This is a genomic window from Marinobacter pelagius (assembly GCF_003315345.1).
In the GTDB taxonomy this organism is placed as follows: domain Bacteria; phylum Pseudomonadota; class Gammaproteobacteria; order Pseudomonadales; family Oleiphilaceae; genus Marinobacter; species Marinobacter pelagius_A.
The window spans coordinates 12,759-30,842 of record NZ_QNRO01000026.1; the positions used below are offsets into that span (position 1 = coordinate 12,759).

Sequence of the window (18,084 nt, forward strand, 5' to 3'; positions counted from 1 at the left end):
AACCTAGACTGAAACCCGGGCGAGTGTCTCGGCCTGGAGCGTCTTGAGTTCCTCGCTGATGGTCACCCTGAGCGGTTCTGCCGGCTCGATTCCGAGGAGGCGTTCCGGAAGGGCTTTCAACCGGGCATCCGCTTGCCGGACCTGTTCGTCGAGGGGCGGAACCGCGCCTGCCACTGCCCGGCCATTCTCCATCACCACGTCCAGCAGCGGCTCGCCGTCGTGCTGTTCATGACTCAGGGCCACAATGTCTCCGCTGACCCGACCACTGCTGTCGAACTGTCGGAACACCTGTTTGGCGCCGGGGTAGGACACCTTGCCCGAAGAACTTTTCATCTTCGGTTCCCCGGCGTATTCCGTGAGTTTGTAAGCCAGCTCCAGTGAGGGCGAATCCACTGCAACGCCAATGGAAGTGCCAACACCGAAGGCGTCAATGGGCGCGCCATCTTCCAGTAACCGGGCGATGCCGTACTCATCCAGGCCACCGCTGGCAACAATCTTGATGTCCTGATAGCCGGCGTCATCCAGGATTTTACGGCAGTCCTTCGCTTCGGCGCCCAAGTCCCCGGAGTCCAGGCGAATCGCCCCGACCCGGGCATCGGGATCACTCTTCAGCCACGCCACAATGCGCCGGACCGCCCGCCGGCTGTCGTAGGTATCCACCAGCAATGTTGTACCCGGGTAGAGCTTAGCGTAGACCTTGAAGGCCTCCAGTTCCCGGGGATAGGCCTGTACGAAGCTGTGGGCCATGGTCCCGGTCACTTCCAGGCCGAAATCCAGCCCTGCCAGGACATTGCTGGTCGCAGACAGCCCCGCCAGGCGATAGGCGCGGGCACTCCGGTGCCCGGCATCCACACCATGCATCCGTCGCAACCCGAAGTCCGCCACCGAGCGGCCCCGGGCTGCCAGCGCCACCCGCACTGCCTTGGAGGCCAGCACGGACTCCAGGTGTACGTAGTTCATCACCAGGCTTTCCAGCAGCTGCGCCTCGGCGATGGGGGCTTCGATTTCAAGCAGCGGTTCCTGGGGGAACACCGGTGTACCCTCGGGCACTGCACGCACGGTGCCACTGAAACGGAAGCCTCTCAGCCATTCCAGAAATTCCTCCTGGAACCGGTTCAATTGTCTTAGCCGTGAGATGTGCTCATCGGTGAACCGGAGGTTTTCCAGCACCTCGCAAATATTGCGCTGGCCACAGGCGAGTACAAAATTGCGGTGCTCGGGCATGTCGCGGAAAAACAGACTGAACACGGCCCGTTCCTGCATGCCTTCGGACCAGTAGGCCTGGACCATAGCCAGCTCGTAAAGATCAACCAGCAGGGGCAGATCCTGTTCCCGAATCAAAGAATAGCCTCCTGGTGTCATGAAATGGTCGCGCCGGCAGCCCGCAGTTCGTCCAGCACCTCCGGCGCCTTCTGTTGATCCACGGCCCTGCAGCCGTCGCTCACCAGCTCCACCTGAAAGCCGTGTTTCAGCGCATCCAGCACCGTTGCCCGGACGCACACATCCAGAGCCAGGCCGGCGATGCGTAGCGTGGATATATCTTGACGCCTGAGGAAGCTCTGCAGCTGGGTTCCGTCAAAGGCGGAATAGGCATCGGTATCAAACCCCGTGCCCTTGCTGACCCGAACCGCAGTGTCCGGCAACGCCATGTCAGGATGGAAGGCCGCGCCCCGGGTATCCTGGATGCAGTGCGGCGGCCAGGGCCCGCCGCGGTCCTGGAAACTGCAGTGATCCACCGTGTGCCAGTCCCGGCTGGCGATGATCAGCAGGCGGCCCTGTTCCGCCTCCGAGATCATCCGGTTCACCACCGGGAGGATGTTACTGGCGCCCTCTACGGCCAGTGACCCGCCTTCACAGAAGTCATTCTGGATATCCACCAACAACAGGGCTGTGTTTTCAGTGGTCATATCACTCACCTCCTACAGCGCTCACCAGAGTGTGGGCACGATTCAGAAGAGGATCAGCTCCCGGCAATCCGGAAGCCGACCTTCAGCGCCACCTGGTAATGGCCAACCTTGCCGTCCACGATGTGGCCGCGGGTTTCTGTCACCTCGAACCACTCCATGTTGCGGACACTCTTGCCACATTCGGCCAAGGCATTCTCGATCGCATCCTCGATACTTTTCTTCGAGGAGCCGACTATTTCCACTTTTTTGTAGACATGGTGATCGGACATTGGCTATCTCCCAGTACATAAACGTTGTACTTTGAGATTAGAAGACAAGCCCGAGGCCAGCAAATGACGGCCGGAGAATGACCCGTATGAGAAAACTGAAACACAGTGCCGCCTGGATTTTCGCCAGCCTGCTCACCTTGCTGGCAGGACCGATGCTGATGGCGGCGAGCGGCACGCTCCAGGGTGCGGAAAGCTGGCAGACCGCCAGCCGGGACAGCACCGGGATCGCCCCGAAGCCCAAGCAGTACCAAGGGGCTATAGTCCAGGTCTACGGTGCCCGTGCCTGGAGCTGGCGCGGGTATTTTGCCGTGCACACCTGGATCGCCACCAAGGAAGCCGGTGCCAGCCAGTACCGGGTTCATGAAGTTACCGGCTGGCGTCGGTACGTAGTGAACTCACGCCCATCCATACCCGATCGCCGGTGGTACGGGGCGGAGCCGGAACTCTATGCCGATATCCGGGGCGATGAGGCCGCCGAGCTGATTCCACAGATTTACCGGGCCGTCGAGGAGTATCCCTACCCTACTGAATATGACGCCTGGCCCGGGCCGAACAGCAATACCTTCACGGCCTGGGTGATCCGGCAGGTACCGGGGCTGGAAGTCGCGTTGCCCAACCATGCCATTGGCAAGGACTATTTGGGCGATGGTGTTGTGGCGGAAGTCCCCGGCGGGGCCGGCTACCAGTTCTCCCTGGGCGGCTATTTCGGCGTGCTGGCCGGTGTTCGCGAGGGAGTGGAGCTGAATGTGCTCGGCCTGTCCCTGGGCATTAACCCCCTGGCCCTCGGCATCAAGCTGCCGGGGATCGGCGAGCTGGCCCTGAGGAACCCGAATCCCATGGCGGCCGAAAAATCAGAAAAGGTAGCGGACCAGGGCAGCGGAAGCGATACCGGCAGCGATGGCGGGCAGGGGCTTCTGGAGTAACAGCATGGTGACGGCGGTCACCGAGAGCGCAGCGATCGCCCCGGCATCGCCGCTGAACGCCATGGGTACGATGATCGCAATGAGCACCGAGCTTGCCATGGTGTTGATGAAGCTCTCGATGCGAGGACTGATACGTACGAAGGACATGGCAAAGACGCCACCAAAGCGGGTCACCAGTGTGACGACCGTCATGATGGCAATCAGCAACACCACGCCCATTTCCGTTGTGGTAATCGTCATGACTGATCCGCCTCCCGTGACGCCTGTGCGGTGGGTTTCTTTTCAAGCCAGAAATATCCAATCAGGCCACCAGCCAGGGCTCCGGTAACCACGTGGGTGTTCGGAGGCAGCCATTTCCAGGCCGCCAGTGACGCCACTGCAGCCACGCCCCAGGACACCAGTACCCGGGGCGACTTCTTGCCCCCCAACGCCATTGACAGCAGAAAACATCCGAGCACCATATCCAGCCCCAGGTTCTTGGGGTTCTGCAACAGCCCACCGAAATAGACGCCCAACCAGGTACCGAAAATCCACGCCAACCAGAGTACCAGTCCGCCACCGAGGATGACCTCCAGATTACGGCGGCCACTCTGGTATTCCTGGGCCGAGACCGCCCAGTTGGCGTCGGTCAGCAATAGCAGCAGGCCGTAGCGTTTGCCGGGCGGCAGGTCTTTGAGCATCGGGTAGAGTGATGCTCCCATCAGCAGGTGGCGGGAGTTGATGGCGAAGACAACGGCAATCAGGGGCAGAACCGGCACTTCCGCGCCCCACAATTCGAGCGCAGCAAACTGGGAGGCGCCGGCGAACACCGTCGTGCTCATCAGGATGGCTTCCAGAGGCGCCAGTCCCGACTGGACGGCCGCCAGGCCGAAGGCAGTGCCGAATGCCACCACGAACAACGAGATGGGGAAAAGGCGAACGAATTCCGCGCGGACCTTACTGGACTGGAGCTGATAAGGATATGAATGGTTAGGCATCGACGAAAGCTAAGCCGGAAACCTGATTATTCGTATAGGTAGAAACCACAACCCCTCCTGAAAATTTTCCGGTGCTCAAATAGTTGCATGAGAAACTCAGATAACCCGCCAAACAGGCTCTAACATCCCACCAAATTAAACGTTGACGTTAACGTAAATCAAGGCTAGCTTGTTTTCTGTCCAGCCTCACAAGGGCACGCCCGACACAATCCATCGGGCATGGGCACATAAAATCAAACTTCCGGTCACAAGCCGGAATGACAAGAACAAGACAGACCTACCGCCGCGATCCGGCCAGGTGGGAGAGGATTTCACCATGAACGTGTTTACCCATCCGGAGTTCGATAACCACGAACACCTGTCCTTTTTCTGTGACCCGGAAACCGGACTCAAATCCATCATCGCTATCCATAACACCTCCCGGGGCCCCGCCCTTGGTGGTTGTCGCATGTTCCCCTATGCCACCGACGAAGAAGCGCTTCGCGACGTTCTGCGACTGTCCCGTGGCATGACCTACAAGTCGGCCCTGGCCAACCTGGACCTGGGCGGCGGCAAGTCGGTGATCATCGGCGATTCCCGCAGGCACAAGACTGAGGCCCTGCTGGAAGCCATGGGTCGGCACCTTGAGAGCCTGGGTGGCCAGTACATCGCCGCTGAGGACTCCGGCACCAGCGTACCCGACCTGAAAGTAATGGGGCGCCACACCCGCCATGTGGCCGGCATTGCCACCCGCACCGGGTTTGACGGCAACCCCAGCAACGGTGACCCCTCCCCGGCTACGGCCTACGGCACCTTTATCGGCCTCAAGGCCGCGGTGCGCCATAAGCTGGGACGAAACGATCTCAACGGCCTGAAGGTCGCCATCCAGGGCATCGGCAACGTCGGTTTTCGCCTGGCCGGGCACCTGAAGGAGGCCGGCGCCGAGCTCTGGGTCTACGACATCCATGAGGACAACATGCGCCGTGCGGTGGAGCAGTTGGGCGCGAAGCCGGCCACCGCCGAAGACATTCTGTTCCTGCCTGTGGACGTGGTAGCCCCCTGTGCCATGGGTGCCGTTCTGAATGACCGCAGCATTCCCGAAATCCGGGCCGGCGTCGTTGCCGGGGCCGCCAACAACCTTCTGGACCGTCCCGAACACGACGCGATGCTCAAAGAGCGCGGCATCCTATATGCGCCGGATTTCGCCATCAACGCCGGCGGAATCATCGACGTATTCTACGAGCGCACCGGCGCCACCCCCGAGAAAGTCCGCGCCCACGTGGACACTATCGGAGACACCCTGACCGAAATCTTCAACCGTTCCGACCGTTCCGGCCTTCCCACCGGGGAGATCGCCAACGAACTGGCCGAAGAGCGGTTCCGCAAACATACCGCGGGTGCCGGGCTGGCGCCTTCGCGGTTGGCTCGCACCGGTTGACCTGACACCGGTGCTATCCCCCTTGGGGGCCGCAGTCTTCTGCGGCTCTCCTTTTTCGCCCTGACACAAAAACAAGTACCACAGGAGATAGTCATGTCTGTCACTTCATCAGGATCAGCCACCTATTCGGAGGCTCTTGAGGGTTCCAACGCCAAGCGCGGGCTCTGGTCATCGAGGCTCGCCTTCATCCTGGCGGCAACCGGTTCCGCCGTGGGGCTCGGTAATATCTGGAAGTTCCCCTACATCACCGGCGAGAACGGCGGTGGCGCGTTCGTGATCATGTACCTGGCGTGTATTGCCGTGGTGGGTATTCCCATCATGATGGCCGAGGTAATGATCGGCCGGCGTGGTGGCAAGAGCCCGGTCAACAGCCTGCACCTGATTGCCCAGCGCGACAAGCTCCATCCGGCCTGGAAACTGGTGGGCGCCGTGGGAGTCCTGGCGGGCTTCCTGATCCTGTCGTTCTACTCGGTGATTGGCGGCTGGGCGGTCTCCTATGTCGGCACCGCCGCCAGCGGCCAGCTCGCCGGCCAGTCGGCGGATGCCATCGGCGCGATCTTTTCCGGCCTGCTGAGCGATCCGCTCACCCTGCTATTGTGGCACACCGTATTCATGGCACTGGTCATGGTGGTGGTTGCCCGAGGCGTTCGCTCCGGCCTTGAGCGCGCTGTCAGCATCCTGATGCCCGGCCTGTTTATCCTGCTGCTGATCGTGGTGGGTTATGCCATGACCTCCGGCTCCTTCGGCAAGGCGGTCACCTTCCTGTTCCAGCCGGACTTCTCCAAGCTGACCACCTCCGGCGTGCTGGTAGCCCTGGGCCACGCGTTCTTCACCCTGAGCCTCGGTATGGCCGTGATGATGGCCTATGGCTCCTACCTGCCGAAGAAAATCTCCATTGCCAAGACCTCCATCACCGTCTCCATCATTGATACCGGCGTGGCGCTGCTGGCCGGCCTGGCCATCTTCCCGATCGTGTTTGCCAATGGCCTCGAGCCGGGTGCCGGCCCGGGCCTGATCTTCCAGACCCTGCCGCTGGCTTTCGGCCAGATGCCCATGGGCAGCTTTTTCGGCACCCTGTTTTTCGTGCTGCTGATCTTCGCCGCCTGGACCTCCGGCATCTCCCTGCTGGAGCCGATTGTGGAATGGCTGGAAGAGCAGAAAGGCATGAACCGCACCGTGAGCACCCTCGGTGCAGGCGTGGTGTGCTGGGCGCTGGGTATTGCCTCGATCCTGTCCCTGAACCTGTGGTCGGACGTGGCGCCGCTGAGCTTCATCCCGATGCTCGAAGGCAAGACCATCTTTGACCTGCTGGACTTCTTCACCGCCAACATCCTGCTGCCTCTGGGCGGCCTGCTGGTTGCCCTGTTCGCTGGCTGGGTGATGTCGAAGCAGGCGATGGAGAATGAGCTGTCGCTGTCAGGACCGGCGTTCAGCCTGTGGTTCGGGACTCTGCGGTTTGTTACACCGGTGGCTGTCGCTGTGGTGTTTATCTATAACCTGGTTTGATGCTGCGATGGGTGAAGTAGGGGTCAGAAGAAGGCTTTCTTCAGACCCCGGAGTTAACTGCAGATTTCCGTGGATGAAAAAGGGGTCAGATGAAGGCTTTCATCTGACCCCGTTTTCCTCAGAGCTGCCGGAGTGCTGCAGCCAGCGTCTCCCCGATGCGGGCGTTCAGCTTCAGGTCCACCAGCTCCTCGGCCCGCGTGCAGCCCAGGTTTAGCGTCGCCATGGGCTTACCCCATTCCTTCCCGTATCGGCAGAACCGGAATCCGGAATAAACCATCAGCGACGAGCCGATCACCAGCAAGCCATCGCTGGCCTTGAGCATATCCAGGGCCGACGTAACCCGCTGTTTCGGCACAAAGTCCCCGAAGAACACCACATCCGGTTTGAGAATCCCGCTGCACTTCGGGCAGTCCGCCGGGCGGAAGTCCGAGAAATCCACTTCCAGATCAGCATCGCCATCCGGCGCGGTGGTGGCGGTGTACTTCCGGAACCCGGGATTCAGATCGGCACAACGCTCATGCACTTCATCCCGTGGGCAGCGATAGCCGCAGCTCATACACAGGACTTCATCGGCCCGCCCATGGAGGTCGAGCACGGCGCGGGATCCCGCTTTCTGGTGCAGGCGATCCACGTTCTGGGTCACCACCAGGTTGCTGTGATTGAGCAGCTCCAGGTCGGCAATATAGAAGTGCGAGGGGTTGGGCGTGGCATTACGCATCACCGGCCAGCCGATGAGACTGCGGCCCCAATAGCGCTGGCGCGTACGGAAGCTTTCCATGAAGTCCTGGTGCTGCACCGGCTGCTTGCGCTTCCAGGCACCGTCGCCGTCCCGGTAATCCGGGATGCCGGAGTCGGTACTGACTCCGGCACCAGTCAAAATTATGAGCCTGGGATGGCGACGAACGAAACCCGCCAGCAGCTCGCCGGCCTCTTCCGGATCGTGGTTTGCCAGCGGCCGGTCAGTGTCCGGCAAGCGCTGGCTGGCACTGAAGGGGCGTGTGCGATGGGTGGTCACTGGCATGGAAACTCCGGCTCGGTCAGCCCGGCTTTCGGGCAACGTACACGGTGTTGAACGATTCCCGGTTCTGAAACGGGTTGTAAAACTTTACGACGTGACAGGCAACATCGATGAACCCGTCCCGCAGCACGGCCATGAATTCGTCGTCCTCACCTTCGTTTGACCACATGGCGAAGATGCCGCCAGGCTTGAGCTGCCGGGCCATGAGACCGATATTTTCGACGGTGTAGAAGCTGGCGCTGGAATCGTGGAGCAGTGCCCGGGGGGAGTGGTCGATGTCCAGGAGGATGGCGTCGAACTGCTTGCCCGGGGCATCGGGGTCAAAGCCGCCGGTTTCGGGATCGGCTACGGCGAGGTCGAAGAAGCTGCCGTGGATATAACGGGCGCGAGGATCGGCGTTCAGTTCCTTGCCCAGCGGCACGAGTTCCTGCTGGTGCCAGCGGATGACCGGCTCGAGGTACTCCACAACCAGCATTTCGCTCACCCGTTCGTGTTTCAGTGCGGCTACGGCGGTGTACCCAAGCCCTAGGCCACCAACCACAACACTCAGGTTGTCGCCTTTTGTTGCGTTCAGTCCCAGGTCGGAGAGGGCTACTTCGGCGTCCACGAACATGCTGGACATGAGGAATTCCTCGCCCAGTTTCACCTCGTAGATGTCACGGTCACCAATGGCGGGAATCCGACGCCTTCGTAGGGTGATCTCGCCGATTACCGAGGGTTGGCTGTCTATTTGTTCGAAAAGCAGTCCCATTTGTTTCGACTCTTCCGGTTGATCTGGCTCTGGGACCGTTCAAGCTTGGGAGTTTGCGACTCCTAGCCTGAAAGTCCGTGCAATCGCCGGTGGGCAGGGCTTTCCAAAACCCGCTCCTTCGGCACGTCCCTGTGACGCTTGAGCTCCGCCATCCATGGCTCCGCACAGTTTTGGAAAGCCCTGCCCACCGGCTCCTGACTCTATTCCCCTGTACCCAACGGGTTCTTCAGGCAATTCGCGAGGATTTCCCGCATCTTTTGGGCTCCCAACTTTCCCATCAACTCGATGTTTCGGTCAGGAATTCCTTCCACATCCGGATAACTGCCAATCGCGGCTTCCAGGCTGGCTTCGCGCAACAGATGCAGCATCGGGAACGGAGACCGATTGGTGTAATTCTCTGCTGCATCCGGCTCGGTGCCTTCAAACTGGTAGTCCGGATGGAAACTGGCGATCTGGTAAACGCCTTCCATTTCCAGGTAAGCCAAAAGACCGTCGGCCGCGTCGAGAAATTCATTGTAGGGGCCAAAGTCCTGCAATACATTCGGATGGATCAACAACGTGGTTTCGATCTCCGGTTCATCGTCCAGACGCTGGAGTTCGGAATGCAGGGCGTGCAGCAAATCGTCTTCGGTCTCGGCTTCCGACACCACAAACCGCACCCGGTTCCGGGCCAGTTCCCGTTTGGCGAACGGGCACAGGTTATACCCGACGACGACGTCTTCTACCCATTTTCGGGTTGCGTTAATAATCTCGGGCTCACCCAATTTCTTTTCCTCTTTACGATTGCGGCTACTCACAGATTGGAGCGGCCGTGTGGGCCTGGCTTTCCAAAACTGTGCGGAGCCATGGATGGCGGAGCCCAAGCGTCACAGGGGTGAGGCCGAGCGTTTATGAAGCGAAGCTTCATGCGACAGCCGAACGACAGCAATCTGTGATTGCTGGCCGGACCCCGGAGGGGTGCCGAAGGAGCGTGTTTTGGAAAGCCAGGCCCACACGGGCGCCAGCACCCAAAGCCTAAATCTTACAGGTACCCCTGACTCCGAAGATAATCATCATAGGTCCCACTGAAATCGGTAACCCCATCAGACTTCATCTCAATAATCCGCGTAGCCAACGAAGAAACAAACTCCCGATCGTGGCTGACGAAAATCAGTGTACCCGGATAGTTCTCCAGCGCCAGGTTCAGCGCCTCGATGGACTCCATGTCCAGGTGGTTCGTCGGCTCGTCCATCAGCATCACATTGGGCTTCTGCAGAATCAGCTTGCCGAACAGCATCCGGCCCTGCTCACCACCGGAAATCACCCGCACCGATTTGCCAATGTCGTCGCCGGAAAACAGCATGCGCCCCAGGGTACCGCGCACCAGCTGCTCACCGCCCTTGGTCCACTGGGCCATCCAGTCGGTCAGGGTATCGTCTTCGGCGAAGTCCGCCGTATGGTCCTGGGCGAAGTAGCCTACTTCTGCGCTGTCGGTCCACTTGACCTCACCGCTGTCCGGTGTGTAGGCGCCGGCCAGGCATTGCAGCAGCGTGGTCTTGCCGATGCCGTTGGGGCCGATGATGGCGACCCGCTCGCCGGCCTCGATCTGCAGGTCCAGCTTCTCGAACAGCGGCTTTTCATCGAAACCCTTGGTCAGCTTGTTCAGGGTTACCGCCTGGCGATGCAGTTTCTTGCCCTGTTCGAAACGGATAAACGGGCTGACACGGCTTGAGGGCTTCACCTCTTCCAGCTGGATCTTGTCGATCTGGCGGGCGCGGGAGGTGGCCTGCTTGGCCTTGGAGGCGTTGGCAGAGAAGCGGCTGACGAACTGCTGGAGTTCGGCAATCTGCGCCTTTTTCTTGGCGTTGTCCGCCATCATCCGCTCGCGGGCCTGGGTGGCGGCGGTCATGTATTCGTCGTAGTTGCCCGGGAACAGGCGCAGTTCGCCGTAGTCCAGGTCCGCCATGTGGGTGCATACGCTGTTCAGGAAATGGCGGTCGTGGGAGATGATGATCATGGTGCTGTTGCGGGCCACCAGGATGTTTTCCAGCCAGCGGATGGTGTTGATGTCCAGGTGGTTGGTGGGCTCGTCCAGCAACAGCACGTCCGGGTCGGAAAACAGCGCCTGGGCCAGCAGGACCCGTAGTTTCCAGCCCGGTGACAGGGCGCTCATGGGGCCATTGTGCTGTTCCAGGGGGATGTCCAGGCCCAGCAGCAGTTCACCGGCGCGGGACTCGGCGGTGTAGCCGTCCATTTCGGCGAACTGGATTTCCAGATCCGCCACGGCCATGCCGTCTTCCTCGCTCATTTCCGCCAGGGAGTAAATGCGGTCACGTTCCTTCTTGACGTTCCACAGCTCCTCATGGCCCATGATCACGGTGTCCATCACAGTGCAATCTTCATACGCAAACTGGTCCTGGCGCAGCTTACCGAGCCGGATGTTGGGCTCCAGCATGACCTGGCCGGCCGAGGGCTCAAGGTCGCCACCGAGGATCTTCATCAGGGTGGACTTGCCGCAGCCATTGGCTCCGATCAGGCCGTAGCGGTTGCCGTTACCGAATTTGGCGGAAACGTTTTCAAACAGGGGCTTTGCCCCGAACTGCATGGTGATATTGGCGGTGGAGATCAAGAAAGAAACCTGTCGATGTGGGGCCGGCAGGGCGCCGGCAAAGAGAAACCCGGCATTGTACAGGTTTGCCACCAGGACTGTGAGGCCGCAGAAACACGGATAAAAAGCGCTTGCCTCCGGCGGACTGTGCGGGCAGCATTCCCGTTCTGACGTACCCATTAATCCTGACACAGGAAACTGATCATGGCACAAGCAACCGCACGCCACATTCTGGTGGACAGCGAAGCAAAATGTGAAGAACTGAAGAAAGCCATCGAAGGCGGCCAGGATTTTGCCGAAGTGGCAAAGCAGCACTCCTCCTGCCCTTCCGGCCGTAACGGCGGCGACCTGGGCTCTTTCGGCCCGGGCCAGATGGTGCCCGAGTTTGACAAGGCGGTCTTCAACAGCGAACTGAATACCGTGATCGGACCGATCAAGACCCAGTTCGGCTACCACCTGCTGGAAGTCACCAGCCGCAGCTGATGGGGTCTGGCACCATGCCGGAAAGCGCCTTCAATGGCCAGCGGATGCGAATGCTGGCCTTTGCGGGCGCTGTCGGGGTGGCACCACTGTTGTTTATCGGCGGACCGGACTGGGCCTCAGGGCCTTTTTACCGGTCCGTCTGGAACCTCGGCCATATCGGCCTCTTTGCACTTCTGACGTACGCGTTAAAACCCTGGCAATGGCTCACAGGCTGGCGACTCTGGCTGGCCGCCACCGCTGCAGTCCTGTTGCTGGGTATCCTGATCGAGTGGCTGCAGTCCGGAACGGATCGGCAGGCTGACGGGCACGACATTCTGAGGAATCTGCTGGGGGTCTGGCTGGTACTTTCCTGGCGACCGGTCGTTTCCCGCAGCACCCGCGCCGATGCGCGTTCCTGGGTCCTCCCGACAGTCACCGCACTGTTACTGCTGTGCGAACTTGGCAGCACAGGCGCAGTCGCCGCCCGGCAATGGCAGGTCCACCAACAACTTCCTCTACTCTATGATTTCCGGCAAAAGGATCCCGCCCCCTACTGGAGCGGCAATGCGGTTCCATCCGATGAACACACCTCGAACCACCCCCAAAGCCTAATGATTGAACTGGGCACGGAAACCTACTCCGGAATATCCCTGAATAATCTGCCTGCCGACTGGCGCGGCTACGAGCAGCTGACCCTCATGCTGTTCAATCCCGGGCAGGAACCGCTAACGCTTACGCTCAGGATCAACGATTTGGCCCATGACCGCGGCGACAATGCCTACGGCGATCGTTTCAACACGCGACTGGTCCTGGACCCCGGCGCCAATACCTTCACTATCAACCTCGATGACGTCAGAAACGCGCCGGCGAGCAGGCTCATGGATATGACCAACGTACGGAGACTGGGGCTTTTCGCCGTACGCTTGCCGGCGCCCCGAACCGTTTTTCTTTCGGATCTGAGGCTGAACTGACCAAACGGGCAGCTAGCCAAGGGTCCAGGGGTTGCGGGTGATCGGCTCCGCACCATCGTCCGTGACCAGGATGGTCTCGCTACAGCCAATGCCCCACTGGTTGGGAATGCGCAGGCAGATGGGCAGGTGGAAAACCATGCCCGCGCGGAATTCCATGTTGCCGCCCCTGGCGATGAAACCCGAGCCTGCAACCCAGGAGGGCGGGAACTGGGCACCGACCGTATAGCCGAATACCCCGGAGAAAAACACCTTGTCGGCCAGCGGCTGGAGCGCCCGTTCGGCGTCATGGGCGGCCTGATCAAAGGTGACGCCGGGGCGAATCGAATTCAGCAGCGTGTCCACAATGCGTCGACAGCCGTCGTGGACCCGCTCCATTTCAGAGGAGGGCCGCGCGCCGGCCACAATGGTCCGCATCATGGGTGCCGTGTAGCGCTGCCAGGCGGACCCGAATTCGAGGAATACCGGATCCCCTTCCTGGATCACCGTGCGCTTGTGGTTGCAGTGAATCACGCTGCTGCGCCGCCCGGTGGTGACAATCGGCTGCATGCTCATGAATTCACTGCCGGCTTCCAGCAGGGCCCGGGCCCCTACCGCGGCGATGTCATTATCGGTGACACCGGGGCGCACCGCCGCCACTGCCGCTTCCAGCCCCTCGGCGGTTATCCGGGCACTTTCGCGCAGCAAGCCGATCTCGGCCTGCGACTTCACGATCCGAATCTTTTTCAGCAGACCGCCGTTGTTGAGGAACCGGACACCGGGCATCCGTGCCTTGAGTCCTTCCAGCACTCCCTGGCGCAGGGAGCCGTGCCAGGCATCGATACCGACGGTTTCAACACCGTCGTTGAGGATCTGCATGAGCGGTTCCAGCACTTCGCCGATGCCTTCCCAGCGGTAACCACTGACCCGGGCAACCCGGGTGGTGACCATGGCCGGCCCCATTTCGATGGAGGGCACCTGCAACAGGAGATCTTCCTGGGTGACCACCAGGGCGACATGGACGGACACTTCGAAGGTGCTATAACCGGTCAGGTAGAAGATATCGGAAGGATCGGTCAGCAGCAGCGCCCCGAAGTCTTCCCGGGCCATGCGATCCCGGACACGGGCCAGCCGCTGGTCAAATTCCTTTTCGGTAAATGGGCACTCCAACCCCCTGAGTTGCGAGGACAAGGCTTTCTGATAGGCATTGAAATCCATAGCGACTCTCCTCACTCGCATATACTAGGGAGAGTGGACCGAAATCGCGCTTTGTACAAATTTCACACACCGGAAAATTCAATTACCGGGAGCAGATATGGACTGCAAAAGACAGCCCAGCGGAGCGGTACAGGTCAGCGTTGAGCTGGGCGCCCTGACCAGCGTGGCCAAAGACCCGCAGGTGGCGGTTCGAGTTGGGCCGGTGGTGGCCTCCCTGGTCAACGGCGTGGGCGGCGACCCGCTGTTGCAGTTGCGACTGCTGCATGAATCCAGGAGCCTGCTGTTTGACCTGGGCGATACCGGCCGTATGCCCCTGCGCTCCGCCCACCAGGTCAGTGATGTCTTTATCAGCCATTGCCACGCTGACCACATCGGCGGATTCATGTGGTTCCTGCGCAGCCGCATAGGCCACTTTCCACCCTGCCGGTTGTTCGGACCGCCCGGGCTGATGCAGCACATCACCGGCATGATCAGCGGCATCCTGTGGGACCGGGTCGAGGATCGGGGCCCCCGATTTGTGGTACACGAGTGGCACGGGGACCATCTCAAACGATGGAAAATCACCGCGGGTGAATCGACACCCACGCCCCTGGAAGATGCGCCCACGCCCGACGGTGTGCTTTACCGGGAGCCGGAATTCCAGGTGCGTGCGGCCTTGCTGGACCATGGCACCCCGGTTCTGGCTTACGCTTGGGAGCCCTTTGGCAAGCTGCAGGTGCGCAGCGACCGTCTGAACGCGATGGGTTTGCAACCGGGATCCTGGCTACACGATCTGAAAATGGCGGTGTTGCGCAAACGGCCTGACGAGCTGATTTCACCGGATGCCTCCTGCGCCTGGCGGGCGGAGGATCTGGCCCGACAGCTGCTGATCCAGGCACCCGGAGACAAGGTGGTCTATGGCACAGACTTCGCGGATACCCCGGAAAACATGGAGAAAATGACCGCCCTGGCACACGGCGCCCACACCCTGTTCTGCGAGGCTTCATTCATGAACGCGGACGAGGCCCAGGCCCACCGGACCCACCACCTCACTACCCGGGCCTGCGCCCGGATTGCCAATGAGGCACAGGTCCGGCAATTGATCGCGTTCCATTTTTCCCACCGTTATGAACGCAAACGGGAGGCCGTTTACCGGGAACTCGGGGAGTTTACTGACCGCCTGGTGATTCCGGACTGAGGAAGCGGGACATCTGCTTGCCCACGCTTTCCACCGGTTCGGTTATGGCCTGCTGGATACTGTTGGTAACCACGCGGGAAAATGCCGAGCCGGCGTCGCTTTCGAGGAAGTCCAGATACAGGTCAAGTTCCTGGGTGCTGATGTTGCGGTAGGTATACAGATAACTGTCGTAGACCTGCTGTTCCATCATGCCGCGCAGCATGCTCCGCTGTCCCTCGATACGCTGGCGCAATTGCTCGTAGTGCACGGAGTCGGTGCTCAGTGCGGCCATCGCTGTCGCCATACCCAGCTGAACCGCAATGGACGTGTCCACGGCGCTTTCGGTGGCACGGGATGCGCGATCAAACCGGTCAAACATGCGGGCCCTTTCGGTACCCTGGTACTTTTCATTCAGGGCCGGGGCCTGTGCCCGAACCTGCTGCCAGCTGTCGGGGGCCGATGCGGCGATTTCCACTTCGGCTATCTTCCGCGCCACGGGTGTCTCATACCAGTCACGCACCGCTTCCAACTGTGCATCCGAGAGGTTCTCGTCCAGGTCGGCGATGATCCGGCGTTCGATGTCCTCGGCCCGGAAACTGCTGCTGACAATACTCCCCAGGGTTTCCGCCACCATCGGCGGTACCTGGCCACTGCGCTTCATGCCCTCGCGAATCCCCTGGCTCATCATCGCCGGGTATTGGGCAACAATGTCGTCAATGGGGGACGCCGCCAGCACCTGTTGGGCGCTCGGGGCGCCATGGGCCATCCCGCCCGCCAGCAGCGTTACGACTAAAAGAGGTTTAACTAGGGTGCCAAGTCTCATTTCACTATTATCCTGGGTTGGGAATACCGCCGTTTATGACACGGCCGCAGGCCCCTCAGCAAGCCATTCAGAGCCGCGGGAGATGACAGTTTGGTAGGGAAATCGCGCAAACCACGCCCCCGGCGCAGACAGCGCCGCGGCAAGCGCCTTAATGTGTGGCGTGCGCGGGCAAAGTGGTATGGATTACCGGTTCTGGGCTTGCTGATGGGCGTGTGGGCTACCCTCCGGTTCAGCCTGCTGGCCCCGGATCCGCCCGCCAACCCGGACAACCTGTGCGAGATTTTCCGGGAACACACCGTCTGGTACGACTACGCCCGTGCCTCCCAGGAAAAATGGGGAACGCCCATCGCCACACAGATGGCCTTCGTGTACTACGAATCCTCGTTCCGCAGTCATGCCCGGCCGCCGCGGACCCTGCTCTGGGGGCTGATCCCATGGACCCGGCCCACCACCGCCTTCGGCTACGCCCAGGCGCTGGACCCGGCCTGGCGGGAATATCTGGCAGCCAACGATGGCGGCTGGCTGACCGTGCGCTCGGACATGGCATACGCACTGGATTTCGTGGGCTGGTACAACCGCCTGAGCCATGAACACCTGGGTATTCCCTTCACTGCTCCCCGGGAGCTCTACCTGGCCTACCACGAAGGTCGCGGCGGCTATACCCGCAGAACCTATGACCAGAAGCCGGAGATCCAGGCACTCGCTGCCCGGGTCCGCAGTCGGGCGTTCCGCTACCATAACCAGCTGCAGCAGTGCGAACAGGAGTTCCAGTGCTGGCGCTGGTACCAGTTCTGGCCCTTCTGCCAGGCGGAGCCTTGATCAGAAGGTGGTGCTGATCTCGATCGCCGATTCCAGCGCCCGCAGCCGATCCACCATGAATTCCATGACGATGCGTACCCGGGCCATCTGCTGGGTATCCTGGTTGACGTGTAACCACAGATCCACGCTTTCACCCTCCAGCGGATCCGATAACCTCCGCAGCTCTTTGGCGCTCTCACCGACAAAACAGGGCAACACAGCCAGCCCGGCGCCGGCCCTGGCCAGGGCGGCCATGGACTGCAGGCTGTTGCAGCGGATCACCGAGGTGACATTCTTGAGGTGCTTGCGGTACCAGCGTCCGGTCGCCAACTGACTGAAGGTCTCGTCCGGGATGATCCAGAGGCAGTCCTCCGGCCGGTTATCGATGTCCATATCCCGGTTGCGCCGGCAATAGCGGGCGGAACCGTAGACCGCGGATTCAACAGCGGCAATGCGCTCCCCTTCCAGCGTGGCCTGGGGCTTGTTTTCCGGCCGGAGGGTGAGATCCGCTTCCCGGTGCGAGAGGTTGGCCACGTCGTTGTCGGTGAGCACTTCCAGCTCGATATCCGGAAACTCCCGGACCAGTTCCGCCAGGATCGGGCTGAGCAGCTCGTTCAGCATCATGTCTTCGGCCGCGATCCGGACCTTACCCACTGGTGCAGAATCTCCGCCAACCAGTTTGCGCTCCAGGTTTTCCATGTCCGTGGCCAGTCTTTCGGCCTCCCGGAAGGCCATCTCTCCCACAGGCGTCAGCTGCAATCCGTTCTGATTGCGTTCAAAAAACTGCACACCCAGAGACTCTTCCATCTGATCGAGTCGTCTCAGAACAGTGGTTTGGTGCACACCCAGCAATTCACCGGCCTTTGCAAGCGTTCCGCCTATTGCAAGAGCCCTAATATATCGAAGATAATCCCAGTCCATAATCACTGCATATTTGCAACGCGGATACGGAGTTTAACGTATTCAAGCTGCAAAAAAGAATCCTTAGAATAGTCTGTAAATTAAAGGTAGATCGCTAATCAATCCACCCGATGAAAAGGAGGAAGGCGCTATGACTCAGAACCATATCGCAACCGTAAACCCGCTGCCGTCCAGTATCCTCCACAATAGTGCTGAGGTCAGGCGCCAGTATACCCGTACTGCAGTAAAGCAGGCGGCGCAGTTTATCAGTCGCAAGGTGCGCATTTTCAACCGCAAGGCTGCGGTTGTGGCTCAGGATATGCCTCAGGTTCAGGGTGGACACTGATTCACTACAGGTGATTCAGGTCAGAGAACAGCCCAAAGAAAAACGCCGGCGAGCAATCGCCGGCGTTTTTTTGTTGGCT

At 60.5% G+C, this 18,084-nt stretch carries 20 protein-coding genes; 8 read left to right on the forward strand and 12 right to left on the reverse strand.

Annotation, left to right across the window (positions count from 1 at the left end; all coding sequences use genetic code 11):
- Positions 1–3: 3 nt before the first annotated feature.
- Genes DET50_RS17100 through DET50_RS17110 form a run of 3 tightly spaced genes read right to left on the reverse strand, consistent with a single transcriptional unit; the run spans position 4 to position 2,176 of the window.
- A complete protein-coding gene (locus DET50_RS17100; RefSeq protein WP_220150166.1) occupies positions 4–1,341 on the reverse strand; it encodes a nicotinate phosphoribosyltransferase in 1,338 nt (445 codons plus the stop codon).
- A 17-nt stretch (positions 1,342–1,358) separates the two neighbouring features.
- On the reverse strand, positions 1,359–1,907 hold the full coding sequence (locus tag DET50_RS17105) for an isochorismatase family protein (RefSeq protein ID WP_113863961.1): 549 nt from the start codon (positions 1,905–1,907) through the stop codon (positions 1,359–1,361).
- A 53-nt stretch (positions 1,908–1,960) separates the two neighbouring features.
- Positions 1,961–2,176 carry a dodecin gene (locus DET50_RS17110; RefSeq protein WP_113863962.1) on the reverse strand — a complete coding sequence of 72 codons (216 nt, stop codon included), beginning with the start codon at positions 2,174–2,176 and terminating at the stop codon, positions 1,961–1,963.
- A gap of 86 nt (positions 2,177–2,262) precedes the next feature.
- Between DET50_RS17110 and DET50_RS17115 the strand changes: the two genes are divergently transcribed.
- Positions 2,263–3,099 (forward strand): DUF3750 domain-containing protein, encoded by an 837-nt coding sequence (locus DET50_RS17115; RefSeq protein WP_113863963.1) that lies wholly within the window; start codon positions 2,263–2,265, stop codon positions 3,097–3,099.
- On the opposite strand, the gene DET50_RS17120 is transcribed toward DET50_RS17115, so the two are convergent.
- Both DET50_RS17120 and DET50_RS17125 read right to left on the reverse strand, forming a co-directional pair.
- Positions 3,028–3,339, reverse strand: a complete 312-nt coding sequence (locus tag DET50_RS17120) for an AzlD family protein (protein ID WP_092001409.1) — start codon at positions 3,337–3,339, stop codon at positions 3,028–3,030. The genes DET50_RS17115 and DET50_RS17120 overlap by 72 nt on opposite strands.
- Positions 3,336–4,076 carry an AzlC family ABC transporter permease gene (locus DET50_RS17125; RefSeq protein WP_113863964.1) on the reverse strand — a complete coding sequence of 247 codons (741 nt, stop codon included), beginning with the start codon at positions 4,074–4,076 and terminating at the stop codon, positions 3,336–3,338. Before DET50_RS17125 ends, DET50_RS17120 begins: the two co-directional genes overlap by 4 nt.
- Before the next feature lie 316 nt (positions 4,077–4,392).
- Between DET50_RS17125 and DET50_RS17130 the strand changes: the two genes are divergently transcribed.
- Both DET50_RS17130 and DET50_RS17135 read left to right on the forward strand, forming a co-directional pair.
- Positions 4,393–5,493, forward strand: a complete 1,101-nt coding sequence (locus DET50_RS17130; RefSeq protein WP_113863965.1) for a Leu/Phe/Val dehydrogenase — start codon at positions 4,393–4,395, stop codon at positions 5,491–5,493.
- A 93-nt stretch (positions 5,494–5,586) separates the two neighbouring features.
- Positions 5,587–6,999 (forward strand): sodium-dependent transporter, encoded by a 1,413-nt coding sequence (locus DET50_RS17135; RefSeq protein ID WP_113863966.1) that lies wholly within the window; start codon positions 5,587–5,589, stop codon positions 6,997–6,999.
- 118 nt (positions 7,000–7,117) lie between these two features.
- On the opposite strand, the gene DET50_RS17140 is transcribed toward DET50_RS17135, so the two are convergent.
- The 4 genes from DET50_RS17140 to DET50_RS17155 all read right to left on the reverse strand — a co-directional run bounded on the left by DET50_RS17140 (position 7,118) and on the right by DET50_RS17155 (position 11,376).
- Positions 7,118–8,020, reverse strand: a complete 903-nt coding sequence (locus DET50_RS17140) for an NAD-dependent protein deacetylase (protein ID WP_113863967.1) — start codon at positions 8,018–8,020, stop codon at positions 7,118–7,120.
- 16 nt (positions 8,021–8,036) lie between these two features.
- A complete protein-coding gene (locus DET50_RS17145; protein ID WP_113863968.1) occupies positions 8,037–8,768 on the reverse strand; it encodes a polyamine aminopropyltransferase in 732 nt (243 codons plus the stop codon).
- Positions 8,769–8,968: 200 nt separating this feature from the next.
- Positions 8,969–9,532: a DUF1415 domain-containing protein gene (locus DET50_RS17150; RefSeq protein WP_113863969.1), complete on the reverse strand. Its 564-nt coding sequence runs from the start codon at positions 9,530–9,532 to the stop codon at positions 8,969–8,971.
- A 257-nt stretch (positions 9,533–9,789) separates the two neighbouring features.
- Positions 9,790–11,376 carry an ABC-F family ATPase gene (locus tag DET50_RS17155; RefSeq protein ID WP_113863994.1) on the reverse strand — a complete coding sequence of 529 codons (1,587 nt, stop codon included), beginning with the start codon at positions 11,374–11,376 and terminating at the stop codon, positions 9,790–9,792.
- Between the two features lie 183 nt (positions 11,377–11,559).
- On the opposite strand from DET50_RS17155, the gene DET50_RS17160 reads away from it, so the two are divergent.
- A complete protein-coding gene (locus DET50_RS17160; RefSeq protein WP_008939100.1) occupies positions 11,560–11,838 on the forward strand; it encodes a peptidylprolyl isomerase in 279 nt (92 codons plus the stop codon).
- Between the two features lie 14 nt (positions 11,839–11,852).
- Positions 11,853–12,788 carry a succinyl-CoA synthetase subunit beta gene (locus DET50_RS17165; protein WP_258546163.1) on the forward strand — a complete coding sequence of 312 codons (936 nt, stop codon included), beginning with the start codon at positions 11,853–11,855 and terminating at the stop codon, positions 12,786–12,788.
- A 12-nt stretch (positions 12,789–12,800) separates the two neighbouring features.
- Here DET50_RS17165 and DET50_RS17170 read toward each other — a convergent pair whose 3' ends face one another.
- Positions 12,801–13,982: a M24 family metallopeptidase gene (locus tag DET50_RS17170; RefSeq protein ID WP_113863971.1), complete on the reverse strand. Its 1,182-nt coding sequence runs from the start codon at positions 13,980–13,982 to the stop codon at positions 12,801–12,803.
- A gap of 97 nt (positions 13,983–14,079) precedes the next feature.
- Here DET50_RS17170 and DET50_RS17175 point away from each other — a divergent pair, with 97 nt between their 5' ends.
- Complete coding sequence (locus DET50_RS17175; RefSeq protein ID WP_113863972.1) at positions 14,080–15,159, forward strand: MBL fold metallo-hydrolase; 1,080 nt, start codon at positions 14,080–14,082, stop codon at positions 15,157–15,159.
- Here the strand turns inward: DET50_RS17175 and DET50_RS17180 are convergent.
- Positions 15,131–15,961, reverse strand: coding sequence for a DUF2059 domain-containing protein (locus tag DET50_RS17180; RefSeq protein WP_113863973.1), 831 nt, complete (start codon positions 15,959–15,961; stop codon positions 15,131–15,133). The genes DET50_RS17175 and DET50_RS17180 overlap by 29 nt on opposite strands.
- Positions 15,962–16,051: 90 nt before the next feature.
- Here DET50_RS17180 and DET50_RS17185 point away from each other — a divergent pair, with 90 nt between their 5' ends.
- Positions 16,052–16,780 carry a transglycosylase SLT domain-containing protein gene (locus DET50_RS17185; RefSeq protein ID WP_473741719.1) on the forward strand — a complete coding sequence of 243 codons (729 nt, stop codon included), beginning with the start codon at positions 16,052–16,054 and terminating at the stop codon, positions 16,778–16,780.
- On the opposite strand, the gene DET50_RS17190 is transcribed toward DET50_RS17185, so the two are convergent.
- Positions 16,781–17,680, reverse strand: coding sequence for a LysR family transcriptional regulator (locus DET50_RS17190; RefSeq protein ID WP_113863975.1), 900 nt, complete (start codon positions 17,678–17,680; stop codon positions 16,781–16,783).
- A gap of 130 nt (positions 17,681–17,810) precedes the next feature.
- Between DET50_RS17190 and DET50_RS17195 the strand changes: the two genes are divergently transcribed.
- Positions 17,811–18,005, forward strand: coding sequence for a hypothetical protein (locus tag DET50_RS17195; RefSeq protein WP_113863976.1), 195 nt, complete (start codon positions 17,811–17,813; stop codon positions 18,003–18,005).
- The last annotated feature ends 79 nt before the right edge of the window (positions 18,006–18,084 follow it).